This is a genomic window from Aeromonas sp. R4-3, from assembly GCF_040908275.1.
GTDB classification, from domain to species: Bacteria; Pseudomonadota; Gammaproteobacteria; order Enterobacterales; family Aeromonadaceae; genus Aeromonas; species Aeromonas rivipollensis.
In genome coordinates this window covers 186,053-200,014 of the sequence record NZ_JBFODK010000029.1, presented here as the reverse complement: position 1 = coordinate 200,014, position 13,962 = coordinate 186,053, and the positions used below count along the sequence as shown (strand labels likewise).

Below are 13,962 nucleotides of genomic sequence, written 5' to 3'. Positions count from 1 at the left end.
GGATCAGGCGGCGGACGGAAAAGCGGTTGGCATGCTTTCTCTGCTGGATCCTGAGCGGGAAACGGCGCGCTCTTCGGGCGGCGCGGCCCAGGGGGAACCAACACTATATGCATGACTTTATTCAGTGATTCAACCCTTTGTCTCCTTTCGCCTGGCCCGGGGGCAGCGAAGGGCCATCGGGCAGGGGGGAGATAACGTCAGTTGGGGGCTCATCTGCTTCCACGCATTGGCGAAGGGTGAGCAGGGCACCGTCGAAGTTGAATGCCTTCAACTGCCTGGCCAGGGTCTCGCTGCGTGGCCCCAGCATGAGCCGCAAGGGGGCGGCATACTGCTCGAACAGCGGGATCACGGCGGTATCGCTTTGCGCCAGCAGCGTCTCCATCTGGTGTCGCAGATCCCGTTGCCACTGGCTGCCAAGGGGGATGAGCTCCGCCGCAGGGACGGGCGCTTCCTCCCCCAATCGTTCGCGCAGGGCAACCAAGGCCCCGGCGATGGCCGTCATCAGGGCGGGCTGTTCAAGGCCATCCTCCGCGAGCCTCTGTTCCAGCTGCAGGCACTGCTGCGCGAGGTCCGTCATCCCAAGGGTGCTCGCGACCCCGCGCAAGGTGTGAACCAGTCGGGTGGCGGTCACACTGTCACCCGTTTGCAGATGGTGGCCGAGCAGGGCCATGTCCTGGTGATGCTCGCTGGCGAAGTGGCGCAGCAAGGCAAGGTATTTTTCCTGATTGCCCTGCAGTGCCGCCAACCCCTGTTGCAGATCCAGCCCGGGGAAGCCATGCAGGGGGGCGAGGGGGCCTGCCTGCATGTCGCGGGGCAGGTCCTGCTCATCGGGCTCCACCATCCCGTTGCTGGGCAGCCAGCGCTGCAGCGCCTCAAACAGCTTGGCGGGGGTGACAGGCTTGGCGATGAAGTCGTTCATGCCGGCCGATTCGCTCGCCTGCCTGTCTTCCTCGAAGGCGCTTGCCGTCAGGGCCAGTATGGGGATCCGCTCCCGGCCGGGCAGGGCGCGGATGGCGCGGGTGGCGCTGTAGCCATCCATCAGCGGCATCTGTATGTCCATCAGGATGAGATCGTAGGGATGCTGGCGGACGCGCTCCAGCGCCTCCTGACCATTGACGGCGGTCTCGATGACCAGGCCGCTGTGGCAAAGCAGCTCCAACACCACCTCGCGGTTGATGGCGTTGTCCTCCACCAGCAGCACCCGGGCCCTGTGGGGGAAGAAGGTCTGCGCCAGGCTCTGCGCAGGCGGGAGCGGTTGCGGCGCCTCCCCCTGACCCGCCGAGAGGGCGGCGGTGAACCAGAAACAGCTGCCCTGGCCAAGGGTGCTGTTGACGCCAGCCTCTCCTCCCATCAGGGCGGCAAGCCGACTGGTGATCGCGAGCCCGAGGCCTGTACCGCCGTATTTGCGGGTGGTGGATACATCGGCCTGCTCGAAGGCCTGGAACAGCTTCTCGCACTGCTCCGGGCTGATGCCGATGCCGGTATCTTCCACCTCGAAGCGCAGCAGGTAGCCGCCGGCAAGCGGACGGGCCACCCGAACCCGCAGGGTGACCGCGCCCTGCTCGGTAAACTTGATGGCATTGGCGGCGTAGTTGAGCAGTGCCTGGCGCAGGCGGGTGATGTCACCATGGACCCAGGTGGGCGAGTCTCCCATGTCGACCATGAGGCTGAGGCCCTTGGCGCGGGCCTGCTCGCTCATCAGGGCGCTGACGTTGTCCAGCATGGCGGTGAGGGAGAAGTCGCCTTGCTCCAGCGCCATCTTGCCCGCATCTATCTTGGAGAGATCCAGGATGTCATTGATGATGGTGAGCAGGTGCTGGGCGGCATTGTCGATCTTCTCCAGCCGCTCGTGCTGGGTGCTGTCCGAGGTGTCGCGCTTGAGCAGATACGTCAACCCCAGGATGGCGTTCATGGGCGTGCGGATCTCGTGGCTCATGTTGGCCAGGAAGGCGCTCTTGGCGCGGTTGGCACTCTCGGCGCGCTGATGGGCCTGGGCCAGTTGCAGGGTGCGCTCGTTGACCATCTCCTCCAGGTGGTAACGGTACTGATCCAGCTCCTCGCCGAGCTGTTTCTTCTCTGTGATGTCGGCCTGTACCGCCACATAGTGGGTCACTCCCCCGTTCTCCTGGCGAATGGGGGAGATGGCCGCCAGCACCTGATAGTGTGAGCCGTCCTTGCGCCGGTTGACGAACTCGCCGTGCCAGCGCTGGCCGCGCTTGATGGCATCCCACAGGGCGATATAGGTGGCTCTGGGGGTGAGGCCTGAACGCAGCAGTGAGGGAGTCTGACCGATGACCTCGTCCTGCCGGTAGCCGCTGATGGCCAGGAAGGCCGCGTTGACATATTCGATGCGGGCCCGGGTGTCCGTGATGAAGACGCCATCCGGGCTCTGCTCGAGAGCCAGGGAGAGCTGCCTCAGCTGTTGCTCGGCCTGCTTGCGCTCTGTGATGTCAAGATGGATGCCGAGCAGACGCAGGGGGCGCTGCCAGGCATCCCGATAGACGCTGCCCTTGCTCACCAGCCAGCATAGGTCACCGTTTGGCAGCAGGATCCGGAACTCGATTTCGAAGGGCTTGTCACTGACCGACAGTTCGGACAGCAAGGCGTCGATACGGGGCTTGTCCTCCGGGTGCAGGCAAGCCTGCCAGGCGTGAAAGGTCGTGAGTTGTTCGGCGTGGCGGCCATAGAGGCGGGCGCATTCCGGGGAGAAGAAGAGGTGATCATTGACCATGTCCCACTCCCAGATCCCGACGTGGGCGCCCTCCTGGGCCATCAGCAGCCGTTGCTCGCTCTCGCGCAGGGCGCTGCTGATGGACTCGGCTCGGACCCGGGCACTGATGGCATCGTCCATCAGGTTCAGTGCCGCCAGGCGGGCGCGCCGCTGGGTATCGAGCGCCACCTGCTGATTGTGCAGCAACTGCTGCTCCGCCAGCTTGCGCTCCGTGATGTCCTGCACAGTGCCATAGAGCTCGACGACATTGCCGTCCCCGTCCCGCAAGGCGGCCCCACGGGCGGTGACCCAGACGGGGTTCCCCTGCTCGTTGATGACGCCGGCATCGCATTCATAGGGTTGCCCGTTGCGCAGGCAGCGCTCGACGGCCTGGGCTAGGGTGTGCCAGCCCTCCTGGGTGAAGTATTTTTTCACCTCGGGATAGACGGCAGGGGGGAGGGCGGGATCACGGCCGTAGATGCGGTAGATCTCCGGGGACCAGAAGTGGCTGTCGTCGCTGACACGCCAGCGCCAGTTGCCGATCTTGGCCAGCCGCTGGGATTCTCGCAGTATCCCCTCGTTGCGGCGCAGGGCCTCTTCAGTCTCCTTGTTCTGCTGATTGTCCTCGATGATGGAGATGAAGTAATCGGGCTCTCCCTCGAGATCCCTGACCAGGGCCACCGTCAGTGTCGTCCAGATGATCTCGCCCCCCTTGCGCAGATAGCGCTTCTCCAGGGTGTAGTGGGGCAGCTCCCCTGCCAGCATCCTGGTGACGTAGTGCTGATCGATGAAGAGATCGTCCGGGTGGGTGATCTGCTGGAAGCTCATGCCCATGAGCTCATCGGCACTGTAGCCCAGCATGTCGCACAGGCGCTGATTGACCCTCAGCCAACCCCCATCGGGGGCGACCAGGGCGATGCCGACTGCCGCCTGCTCGAAGGTGACCTGGAAGCGGTTTTCGCTCTGTTGCAGGCGGGATTGGGTGCTGATCAGTTCCTGCCAGCGCTGGATCTCCCGGGCGCGGGAGTGGTGGATGGCGGCGCTGAGCAGACTGACGAGCACGCCGTTGGCGATCAGGAGTCCCCACTGCACCAGATCCTGACCGGCCGCCACTGTCAGCTCATGGATCGGGGGCAGCAGGAAATAGGTGGTGACCAGGGCAGTGATCAGGGTGCAGAGCAGGCCTGGCAGCAAGCCCCCCAGCAGGGCGCAGATGATGATGGGCAGCATGAAGAGCACCAGCAACGGCCGCTCGCCAAAGGCGATGGGCAGCTGGACCCGGATCTGCAACATCAGGACGGGCAGCAGCAGGGCCAGCAGGCAGACGCCCCAGCGTTGGGTGGCTGGGCGGACGTGCCACAGTTGCGGTCGGTTCATCATGGGTGCTCCTCCGGCGGCATGGGGGCCTGGGGGTAGGGCGGCGGTAGCCCGAGCTGGCGTGAGAGTTCATTGATCTGGTGCTTGAGGGTCAGCATGGCGAGCTCCCTGTCCACCATCACCTTGTTGAAACGCTCCAGCTCCTCGTTTTGCTGGCGCAGCTCCATGGCCTGGCGGGTCAGAGCCTGCTCGACCTGCTCCCGCTCGGTGACATCGAGCAAGAGCCCGAGCACGGCGGGCTGGCCGCGATAGTCGACACGCCGCCCGTACAGCTCCACCTCCAGGGTCTGGCTGCCGTGGTGCAGGGCGCTGAAGCGGGCATGGATGTCGCCACCCTCCTGCTCGCAGCGCAGCACCAGCTCGGCCACCCGTTCGCTGTCCTCTGGGCTTGCCAAGGCGTGCAGTGGACCGACGCCGAGCAGGGCGCCGGGGGAGTCATAGCCAAACAGGTGGGCAAAACAGGGGTTGATGTAGCAGAGTCTGCCCTGCTGGATGATGTAGATGCCGGCAAGGGATTGCTCCACCAGGGCGCGAAACAGTCCCTCCCGCTCCCGCAAATCTGCCTCGGCACGCTTGAAGCCCGTGATGTCGCGGGAGATACCGAAGATGCCGATCACCTGACCGTCGTTATCCTGCAGCGGCCCCTTGGTGGCGAGGAATACCCGATCGCCGCAGGGCAGGGTGAGATACTCCTCCTCGGTTTGTACCTGATTGTTTTCTATCACCTGGCGGCCGGCGGCCATCAGCATCCGGGCCTGATCGGGGGGAAAGATGGCCAGGTCATCCTGGCCCAGCATCTCGGCGGCCGGCTTGCCCACGAACTGGCTGGCGGCGCGATTGAACAGTATGTATTTGCCCTCTCTGTCCTTGGCGAAGATGGCATCCTCCGAGCTGTCGGCGATGGCGGAGAGCAGTTGCAACGCTTGCAGCCTTTGTGCCTGGGAGTGGCGGACCTGTTCGGTCATCAGCAGTCGGGTGTGCTGGCGCAGCAATATGATGCCGGCGTTGGTGACGAAGAGTACCAGCAGGCTGATGAGACCGATCCAGATGCTCTCCTTGAAGCTGGCCTGGTTGAGCTCGGCCTTGTCTATCTTGGCCAGCAGATACCAGTCCGTGCCCTCGACCGGATAGACGACGCCAAAGGCCGCCATGTCGCGATAATCCTTGCCAGAGAGCACCCTGGGCCCTCGTTGCCCGGCATCCAGACGCAGATACTGGGCCGCCAGCAAGGTGTCGTGATGGAGCGGAAGGTGCAGGCGAAGGGCCGAGTCGGGGCGGTAACGTAGGTCGCTCAGATACTGCACCTGATCTGCGCGCTGGCGAAACAGCGTGGCTTCACCACTGCTGTCGGGGATGGGCCAGGGTTTGAGGATCTGGTTTATCCAGTGGCTGCCGCTTATCTGCAGCACTATGACGGGCGCCGGCCCCGCCGCCGTGGTCAGAGGCGCCACGAAGTCGAGCCTGGGCTGGCCCAGCTCATCCAGATAGGGTCCGACCCTGAGTACCTTGCCCGCGGTCACCCGGGCCAGGGCGCCGCGCAATGTGGCATTCATGACGCCCGCCCCCGGGGTCTGCCACAGGGTCTGGCCAGCCGGGTCGAAGAGGGCCGCGCCATCGAATCCTTCTGCCGAGATGAACTCGACCAGCCGCGTCAGCCGTTGTGCCTGTTCATCGGACGGCTTGGTTCTCTGCCTGGAAGGTGAGAGATCCCCATAGCGCGGGTTGTCGATGATCTGGCGCAGATCCTGCTCCCGATTGCCCAGCCACTCTGTGATGCGTCGGCTCTTGAGATCGGCGATGGTTTCGAGCCGGGCGACCTCCTTGTCACGGGTCAGCCCGATGTTCTGGGCGATGGCCATGGCAGTCAGGGCCAGAATGAGGCTGTTGAGCAGCAGTATGGGCAGCCACTGGCGCCCGGAGAGCCGGGGGCTTGCCGTGGATTGATTGATGCGGCGGCGCAGCATGGTATAGAGCATGAGCGCTGTGATGAGGATAAACAGCCAGCCCTTGATGGTGCTGGCCAGGGCGAACTGGGCCGGAGTGCTGAAGAGCCACTCCACCGCCTTGTCCGAGAGCAGGATCCACAGGCTCGCCACGGCGGCATAGGTGAGCACGACGTTGAGCACATGGGCTCGGGTCAGGGGAGGCTGTTCAGCCATGGGCGACCTCGGCGTCATCCTGATAACGCTCGGCTATGGTGACGAACTGTTCGAAATGGCTGTCGAAGGCCGCCACCACGTCCGGGTCAAAATGCTGGCCGCTGCCAGAGAGGATCAGGGTGCGCGCCTCCTCATAGGACATGGCTGGCTTGTAGACCCGGACGCTGATGAGGGCGTCAAACACATCCGCCAGCGCCATCAACCTGGCCGAGAGAGGAATGGCGTCGCCACAGAGGCCGTCCGGGTAGCCGCTGCCGTCCCACTTCTCGTGGTGCCAGTGAGCTATCTCCTTGGCCAGGGTGAGGAAGGCCAATGGCTGCTCCATATCCCGCTCGGCCTCCTCGATGGCATCGCTGCCGAGCTTGGCGTGGGTGCGCATGATCTGCCACTCCTCGGGGGTCAGCTTGCCTGGCTTGAGCAGAATATGGTCGGGAATGCCGACCTTGCCGATGTCGTGCAGAGGGGCGGAGCGGCTCAGCAGATCGATGTAATCCGGCGACAGTGTCTCGGCAAAGCGGGGGTGACCGGCAAGGGCGCTCGCCAGCAGCCGTACATAGGCCTGGGTGCGCAGGATGTGATTGCCGGTCTCGGGATCGCGGATCTCCGCCAGATGGGCCAGCGCCCGGATGGAGACCTGCTGGATCAGATCGTTTTCGGTCATCCGGCGAGCGACCTCGGCCTCCAGGGCCGCATTCTGATCGTGCAGACCATCCCGGGCCTGCTTGGCCTCCAGCTGGGTGCGCACCCGCGCCTGGACGATGACAGGCTTGATGGGTTTGGTGATGTAGTCGACGGCCCCGAGCGACAGGCCGAACTCCTCGCTCTGGGGATCGGCGAGGGCGGTGAGCAGTACCACGGGAATGCGGTGGGTCTCGGGGTTGGTGCGCAGCTGTCTGAGTACCTCATAGCCGTCCATGCCGGGCATCATCACGTCCAGCAGGATGAGATCCGGTCTCGTCTTGCCACTGGCAATGCGCAGGCACTTCTCCCCGCTCTGGGCGGCGAGCACCCTATAGGTGGGTGAGAGCAATTCGGTCAGCACCATCAGGTTCTCGGGAGAGTCATCGACGATGAGGATGGTGGCACAGTGAGATGTGAACATAAGCCTTCCGTGACGTTATCTCGATGAGTCCGAGTATAGAGTCAATTGCTTCCAGATTATAAGGGCTTGCCGCTGCGCCCTCAGAAGAAGAGGTGCCTGTTCCGGCGCTGATGGCCGGACAGGCACCTTAGGGATCACCGGGTGATCCCGTGGTCATTCATCCCAGCAGGCGATGGCCTGCTTCACGTTGAACTTGCCCTCGAGGAGCGCGCGGCCGAGGATGACCCCCTTGACGCCGGTGTCCTTGAGCGCCTCTATGTCGGCCAGGCCGCCGATGCCGCCTGAGGCCTGAAACGCCACGCTGGGGTAGCGGGCGCAGAGATCCCGGTAAAGCTCGACGTTGCTGCCCGAGAGGGTCCCATCCCGGCTGATGTCGGTGCAGAGCACGTGCTTGAGCCCGGCGGGGAGGAAGCGCTCGATCAGCGCCTCAAGGCTCACACCGCTGTTCTCCTGCCAACCTGCCACCGCAATCTGGCGATTGCCCTGGGTATCGATATTGACGTCCAGCGCCAGCACTATGCGCTCGGGGCCGTACTTTTCCATCCAGCTAGCCACCAGATCCGGGGACTTGACGGCGGTGGAGCCGACCACTACCCGGTTGGCGCCGGCGGCCAAGAGGTCTGCCACGTCCTGCTCGCTGCGCACCCCGCCGCCCACCTGTACCGGCGCCTGGGTTACGGCGAGCAGCTCGGTGATGAGGGCGAGCTGGCGCGCCTTGGCATCCTTGGCACCGTCCAGATCCACCAGGTGAAGCTGCTCCGCCCCCTGGGCAACATAGTCGTCGAAGCGGGCCTGGGGGCTGCTGCTGTATGCGGTCTTCTGGCCGTAGTCCCCCTGATAGAGTCGGACTACCTGGCCATTGATGAGGTCAATTGCGGGAATGATCATCCTTGTTACAGCTCCAGAAAGTTTTGCAGTAAACGGGCACCGGCACTCCCTGAGCGTTCCGGGTGGAATTGGGCGCCGAAGAAGTTGTCACGGCCGACGATGGCGGTGAAGGGCTGACCATAGTCGCAGCTGGCGAGGGTCGCCTCCGTCACCTCCAGGGCGTAGGAGTGGACGAAGTAGAAGTAGCTGCCGCTTCGGATCCCTCTCAGCAACGGGTGGGTCTCATCGTGCTCAATCTGGTTCCAGCCCATGTGGGGCAGGCGCAGATTGCCCACCTCCATCAGCCGGATCCTGCCAGGCACTATGCCGAGGCCCTCGATCAAGCCCTCATCCGATCCGTCACTGCCACTCATGGTCTCCTCGGAGGCCTGTGCCAGCATCTGCATGCCGAGACAAAAGCCCAGCAGGGGCTGCTTGGCGGCGCGAATAAGGGGCACCAGTCCCCGTTCGTTGAGGTTTTTCATGGCGGCCACCGCAGTGCCCACCCCGGGCAGGATCAGCTTGTCTGCCTGCTCGATGTCGGCGGCCTGGCAGGAGACCTGCGGCGCCGCGCCGAGACGCTCGAACGCCATCCGCACCGAGGCGAGGTTCGCACAGCCCGTATCGATGATGACGAGGTTTTGCTTACTCAAACCCATCACAGCACCCCCTTGCTGGAGGGGAGTTCGCTCCCTTCCACCCGGATGGCCTGACGCAGTGCGCGGCCAAAGCCCTTGAACAGCGCCTCCACCTGGTGGTGGGTGTTGCCGCTGCCGACCTTCATCTGCAGGGTGATGGCCATGGCGTCCGAGAGGGAGCGGAAGAAGTGGGGCACCATCTCGGTGGCCATCTCGCCCACGCTGTCGCGGCCAAAGCCGCTCGGGCAGTCGAACACGAAGTAGGGGCGGCCGCTCAAATCCAGCGCCGTGGCCACGTCCAGCTCGGTGAGGGAGGGGGTATCGGTGGTATGGCGCGGGCGGCCATCGATCACCGCCTGCACCTCGTCCATCGCCAGCACGAAGCCGAAGCGACCTATGCCGCGCTTGTTGCCAAGGGCCTGGCGCAGGGCCTGACCCAGGGCCAGCCCCACATCTTCCACCGTGTGGTGATCGTCGATGTGCAGATCGCCGCTGACTTTCAGCTTGAGGCGGAACCCGGCGTGGGTGGCTATCTGATCCAGCATGTGATCGAAGAAGCCGATGCCGGTGGCAATCTGGTTGCCGCCGCTCTTGTCCAAGTCCACCGCCACTTGGATGCGGGTCTCCTTGGTGTAGCGCTCCACCTCGGCCACACGCCCCTTGGAGAGCAGCTGATCACGGATGGCAAGCCAGTCGTGATCCTGCGGCTGGTAGCGAATGCCGCGGATGCCCATGTTCTCGGCAAGTTGCAGATCTGTCTGTCTGTCGCCAATCACGAAGGAGTTGGCAAAGTCGATACGACCCGAGGCGAGGTACTCCTTCACCAACCCGAGGTTCGGCTTGCGGCAGCTGCAACCGTCGGTGGGGAAGTGGGGGCAGATCAGCACCTGCTCCCAGTTCACCCCTTGGGATTCAAAGAGGTGCATCATCAGATCCTGAGGGGGCTGGAAGTTCTCCAGCGGCAGGCTGGCAGTGCCCAGCCCATCCTGGTTGGTCACCATCACCAGCACATAGCCGGCGGCCTGCAGCTCGCGCAGCACCGGGATCACCATGGGCTCGAAGCGCAGCTTGGCGAGGCTGTCCACCTGCTTGTCGGTCACCGGCTCTTCTATCAAGGTGCCGTCACGGTCGATAAACAAAAACGGGGTCTTCATCTGGCTACTTCCTTATACGCTGGCGGCAGACGGGTTGCTGGCTGAGGGGGTGCTGTTCGATAGATCGCGCAGCACGGTGAGGACGGCGTCCATCTCCCCCTGATAGCCGATGGTGATGCGGATGCTGTTGTCCAGGCCCGGCTTGCTGGAAAAATCACGCAAGATGATGCCGGCGGCCTTCATGGCGGCAAAGACGGCGGCGCCATCGGTGAAGCGCACCAGCACGAAGTTGCCCTTGTCCTCGAACACCTCTTTCACGCAGGCAAGCCGAAGCAGCTCGGCCTTGATGAGGGCCTTCTGCTTGTTGAGCTCCTGTACCCGCTCCTGCATCAGCGCCAGTCCCATGGGGGAGAGGGCCTGGGCCGCTATCTGGGCGATGGGCTCGGGGATGGGGTAGGGGGCTATCACCTTGGCCAGCATGGCGATCACCTCGGGATTGCCCAAGGTAAAGCCGCAGCGGATGCCCGCCAGGGCAAAGGCCTTGGAGAGGGTGCGAGTCACCACCAGATTGGGGTATTGGTCCAGCAGATCCACCACTGAGCCTTCCGGGCAGAACTCGATGTAGGCCTCGTCCACCACCACGATGGCGCGCTCCCGGGCCTTCTCCAGCAGGGCGATGAGCCCCTTGCGGCCCACCAGATCCCCGGTGGGGTTGTTGGGGGAGCAGAGGAACACCAGTTTCACGTCGGAGAGGCGATCCGCGATGGCGGGCCAGTCCGGCTGACGGCTGGCGGTGAGTGGCTGCTCGACGATGCCGACGCCGCAGGTCTCGGCGCTGATGGCGTACATGCCGTAGGTGGGGGGGCAGATGAGGATCTGATCTTCCCCCGCCTCGCAGAAGGTGCGGATCAGCAGCTCTATGGCCTCGTCGGCGCCGCGGCTCACCAGCACCTGGCTCGGATTGACCCCGGCGTAGGCGGCGTAGCCGTTGACCACCTCGGCCGGCTGGCACTCGGGGTAGCGATTGAGGCGGTTGCCCTCGATGGTGAAGGGGTAGGCCAGCGGCGCCTCGTTGGCGTTGAGCCAGACATGACCCTGACCACCGATGCGACGGGCGGATTGATAGGGGGTGAGGGCCCGCACCACGCGGCGAGCCAGATTGGCGATGCTCATGACAAATCCTTCTGCTGCTGGCTTGAAAGTGCGTTCAATCTGAGGGTGACTGCGTTTTTATGGGCATCCAGCCCTTCCGCATCGGCGATGCGCTGGACTATGGGGCCAAGGCCCTGGATCCCCTCGATACTCAGCTCCTGCACCGTGTAGCGGCGCTGGTAATCCGCGAGCCCGAGGCTGGAGCAGGTGCGGGCATAGCCGTAGGTGGGCAGGGTGTGGTTGGTGCCGCTGGCGTAATCGCCGACCGACTCGGGCGTCCAGGATCCCAAGAAGATGGAGCCGGCGTTCTCGAGTCTGTCCAGCAGATCGCGAGGTGCTTGGGTCTGCACTATCAGGTGCTCCGGCGCATAGGCGTTGGAGATGGCGCAGGCCTCGTCCAGATTGTCGCAGAGGATCACCAGGCTGCTGCCGAGCGCCTGGGCGGCGATGTCGCGGCGGCTGAGCTGGGCCAACTGGCCCTTGATCTCGCCTGCGATGGCGTCGGCCAGCAGCGGCGAGGTGGTCACCAGCACCACCTGGCTGTCGGGGCCGTGCTCGGCCTGGGAGAGCAGATCCGCTGCCACGAAGGCAGGATTGGCGCTCTCGTCGGCAATCACCAGCACCTCGGAGGGGCCGGCAGGCATGTCGATGGCGGCGCCGCGCCAGTCCCGGGAGACCTGCCCCTTGGCTTCGGTCACGTAGGCGTTGCCCGGGCCGAAGATCTTGTCCACCTTGGGAATGCTCTGGGTGCCGTAGGCCATGGCGGCGATGGCCTGGGCGCCGCCGATGGCGAACACCTTCTCGACGCCGCAGGCGCGGGCGGCAAACAGTATCTCGTCGCTGGCCGGCGACGGGGTGCAGAGCACCACCTCGCGGCAACCGGCGATGCCTGCCGGAATGGCCAGCATCATCACTGTGGAGGGGAGCGGCGCGCTGCCCCCCGGCACATAGAGGCCGACCCGGCTGATGGGCTGGGTGCGCAGCTCGCACACCACCCCGGGCTGGGTCTCCACCCGCACCACGGGTTGCGCTTGCGCGGCGTGGAAGGTACGAATGTTGGCAATCGCCGCTTCGATGGCACCCTTGATGTCGTCATCCAGCCGCGTGCAGGCAGCTTCAATTTCGTCCTCGCTGACGCGCAGCTGTTCGCGGGGGGCGCGCTCGAAGCGCAGGCCGAGTTCCCGCAGGGCGTCGTCGCCCCGGCTGCGCACGGCGCCAATGATCTCCTTGACCACGGCACCTATGTCCGCCTCGTCATTGAGCGCCGGCCGGGTCAGCACGTCGGCCTGTTGGGCGGGGGAGAGGGTCTTCCAGATCAGGGTCTGCATGGTGTCCCTTCCTTATTCCATCATCTTTTCGATGGGTAGCACCAGGATGGAGCTGGCGCCGAGGGCCTTGAGCTGCTCCATGGTCTCCCAGAACAGGGTCTCGCTGGAGACGACGTGCAGCGCCACCTGATTGGTGTCACCGGCCAGCTGCATTATGGTGGGGCGCTCAGCGCCCGGCAGCAGATCCGTGATGGCATCGAGCTTGTCCTTGGGGGCGTGCAGCATGATGTACTTGCTCTCGCGAGCCTGCTGCATCCCCTGGATGCGTGGCAGCAGCTTGTCGATGAGCTTCTGCTTGGCATCAGACAAGGGGTTGGGGGCCTGCACCAGTACCGCCTTGGAGCGGTAGATCACTTCCACCTCTTTCAGGCCGTTGGCTTCCAGGGTCGCGCCGGTGGAGACCAGATCGCAGATGGCATCGGCCAAGCCTGCGCGAGGCGCCACTTCCACCGAGCCGCCCAGCATCACGCTCTTGAAATTCAACCCCTTCTCGTCGAAGAAGCGCTTGAGCAGCCCGGGGTAGGAGGTGGCGATGCGCTTGCCTGCCAGACTTTGTGGCCCTGTGTAGGTGACGTCTTCCGGCACCGCCAGGGAGAGGCGGCAGCCACCGAAGTCGAGCTGCTTGAGGGTCTTGACCTGATAGGGCAGATCCTGGGAGGCGCGAATGAGCTGCACCTCTTCCAGTACGTTCTCGCCTATGATGCCAAGGTCGACCACCCCTTCCATCACCAGCCCCGGGATGTCGTCATCACGCACCCGCAGTATGTCGATGGGCATGTTCTCCACATGGGCGATAAGGCGCTGTTCCCTTAAGTTAATTTTGAGGCCGCAGCTCTTGAACAGGGCCTGGGAGTCCTGGCTCAGGCGACCGGATTTTTGCATGGCGATGCGCAGACGTTGTGTTTCCATTGCTCGATTTCCTTCTAGTCAAAAACGAAAAAACCCTCGGAAGTGTGTGCTTCCGAGGGTTCATGAATCTTGCGGTCCTTTTGGAAGTCACCAGTTAAGTGTCTTCCAGCAGTCAACCTCCTGAAAGACTAGTCGGGATGATGATGGTGATGATGAGTCTTCAGCAGGGTGAACTTCATGTAATCAATCCTTTACAAATAAGATGTCGTAGTTGACGCCTGATTTAAACTACCTGCCTTGACAGAAAATGCAACCTGAAATTGTGATTTGCCCGATTAAAGTGGAGAAAACGGTTTTCTGGTCGATAACTAATCAAGATAGCCTGAGGAGTGATCACCATGCCCAGCCAGGACCTGTTATTCCCCATCTTGCCGCGCGCGCCGTCGACCCCGAGCCCCGACGACATCAAGCGGGAGGTGACCCAAATCAGCCAGAAGCATCAGTTGCGCAAGATTGGCACTGACAACGGCGGCGGCGCCCAGCAGTACCAGCAGGGGCATCACCCGGCCAAGCGTGATCAGCCTAAGGCGCAGGAAGATGATCACAAGCCGGATCCGGACCATCAGATCGATCTCTTCGTCTGAACGCATTATCAGTCCCGCTTTCGCCACGCTTTTGGCATAATG

10 protein-coding genes and 1 other annotated feature are annotated in these 13,962 nt (G+C 63.7%); of the genes, 1 reads left to right on the top strand and 9 read right to left on the bottom strand.

What is annotated here, in order from left to right; genetic code table 11:
- Positions 1 to 121: 121 nt before the first annotated feature.
- The 9 genes from AB5Y91_RS09580 to hisG form a co-directional block, all read right to left on the bottom strand.
- On the bottom strand, positions 122 to 4,090 hold the full coding sequence (locus AB5Y91_RS09580) for a PAS domain S-box protein (RefSeq protein WP_368169644.1): 3,969 nt from the start codon (positions 4,088 to 4,090) through the stop codon (positions 122 to 124).
- A complete protein-coding gene (locus tag AB5Y91_RS09575) occupies positions 4,087 to 6,246 on the bottom strand; it encodes a PAS domain S-box protein (protein ID WP_368169643.1) in 2,160 nt (719 codons plus the stop codon). Before AB5Y91_RS09575 ends, AB5Y91_RS09580 begins: the two co-directional genes overlap by 4 nt.
- Positions 6,239 to 7,348: a two-component system response regulator gene (locus tag AB5Y91_RS09570; RefSeq protein WP_106886828.1), complete on the bottom strand. Its 1,110-nt coding sequence runs from the start codon at positions 7,346 to 7,348 to the stop codon at positions 6,239 to 6,241. The genes AB5Y91_RS09575 and AB5Y91_RS09570 overlap by 8 nt, the downstream gene beginning before the upstream one ends.
- Positions 7,349 to 7,501: 153 nt before the next feature.
- Complete coding sequence (hisA, locus tag AB5Y91_RS09565; RefSeq protein ID WP_368169642.1) at positions 7,502 to 8,236, bottom strand: 1-(5-phosphoribosyl)-5-[(5-phosphoribosylamino)methylideneamino]imidazole-4-carboxamide isomerase; 735 nt, start codon at positions 8,234 to 8,236, stop codon at positions 7,502 to 7,504.
- A gap of 5 nt (positions 8,237 to 8,241) precedes the next feature.
- Positions 8,242 to 8,874, bottom strand: a complete 633-nt coding sequence (hisH, locus tag AB5Y91_RS09560) for an imidazole glycerol phosphate synthase subunit HisH (RefSeq protein WP_368169641.1) — start codon at positions 8,872 to 8,874, stop codon at positions 8,242 to 8,244.
- Positions 8,874 to 10,007, bottom strand: coding sequence for a bifunctional histidinol-phosphatase/imidazoleglycerol-phosphate dehydratase HisB (gene hisB, locus AB5Y91_RS09555; RefSeq protein WP_234690043.1), 1,134 nt, complete (start codon positions 10,005 to 10,007; stop codon positions 8,874 to 8,876). The genes hisH and hisB overlap by 1 nt, the downstream gene beginning before the upstream one ends.
- A 12-nt stretch (positions 10,008 to 10,019) precedes the next feature.
- Positions 10,020 to 11,120: a histidinol-phosphate transaminase gene (gene hisC / locus AB5Y91_RS09550; RefSeq protein ID WP_368169640.1), complete on the bottom strand. Its 1,101-nt coding sequence runs from the start codon at positions 11,118 to 11,120 to the stop codon at positions 10,020 to 10,022.
- Positions 11,117 to 12,427 carry a histidinol dehydrogenase gene (gene hisD / locus AB5Y91_RS09545; protein WP_368169639.1) on the bottom strand — a complete coding sequence of 437 codons (1,311 nt, stop codon included), beginning with the start codon at positions 12,425 to 12,427 and terminating at the stop codon, positions 11,117 to 11,119. The genes hisC and hisD overlap by 4 nt, the downstream gene beginning before the upstream one ends.
- 12 nt (positions 12,428 to 12,439) lie before the next feature.
- On the bottom strand, positions 12,440 to 13,336 hold the full coding sequence (hisG, locus tag AB5Y91_RS09540) for an ATP phosphoribosyltransferase (protein WP_171276138.1): 897 nt from the start codon (positions 13,334 to 13,336) through the stop codon (positions 12,440 to 12,442).
- Between the two features lie 28 nt (positions 13,337 to 13,364).
- Positions 13,365 to 13,489 (bottom strand) — a sequence feature (His leader region).
- A 185-nt stretch (positions 13,490 to 13,674) separates the two neighbouring features.
- Between hisG and AB5Y91_RS09535 the strand changes: the two genes are divergently transcribed.
- The gene (locus AB5Y91_RS09535) at positions 13,675 to 13,920 is read left to right on the top strand and encodes a hypothetical protein (RefSeq protein ID WP_106886821.1); all 246 of its coding nucleotides are present in this window, start codon (positions 13,675 to 13,677) and stop codon (positions 13,918 to 13,920) included.
- Positions 13,921 to 13,962: the final 42 nt, after the last annotated feature.

Bases quoted from the DNA above. Each gene is read 5' to 3' on its own strand.
- AB5Y91_RS09580 (WP_368169644.1), bottom strand. From the start codon at position 4,090: ATGATGAACCGACCGCAACTGTGGCACGTCCGCCCAGCCACCCAACGC.
- AB5Y91_RS09575 (WP_368169643.1), bottom strand. From the start codon at position 6,246: ATGGCTGAACAGCCTCCCCTGACCCGAGCCCATGTGCTCAACGTCGTG.
- AB5Y91_RS09570 (WP_106886828.1), bottom strand. From the start codon at position 7,348: ATGTTCACATCTCACTGTGCCACCATCCTCATCGTCGATGACTCTCCC.
- hisA (WP_368169642.1), bottom strand. From the start codon at position 8,236: ATGATCATTCCCGCAATTGACCTCATCAATGGCCAGGTAGTCCGACTC.
- hisH (WP_368169641.1), bottom strand. From the start codon at position 8,874: ATGGGTTTGAGTAAGCAAAACCTCGTCATCATCGATACGGGCTGTGCG.
- hisB (WP_234690043.1), bottom strand. From the start codon at position 10,007: ATGAAGACCCCGTTTTTGTTTATCGACCGTGACGGCACCTTGATAGAA.
- hisC (WP_368169640.1), bottom strand. From the start codon at position 11,120: ATGAGCATCGCCAATCTGGCTCGCCGCGTGGTGCGGGCCCTCACCCCC.
- hisD (WP_368169639.1), bottom strand. From the start codon at position 12,427: ATGCAGACCCTGATCTGGAAGACCCTCTCCCCCGCCCAACAGGCCGAC.
- hisG (WP_171276138.1), bottom strand. From the start codon at position 13,336: ATGGAAACACAACGTCTGCGCATCGCCATGCAAAAATCCGGTCGCCTG.
- AB5Y91_RS09535 (WP_106886821.1), top strand. From the start codon at position 13,675: ATGCCCAGCCAGGACCTGTTATTCCCCATCTTGCCGCGCGCGCCGTCG.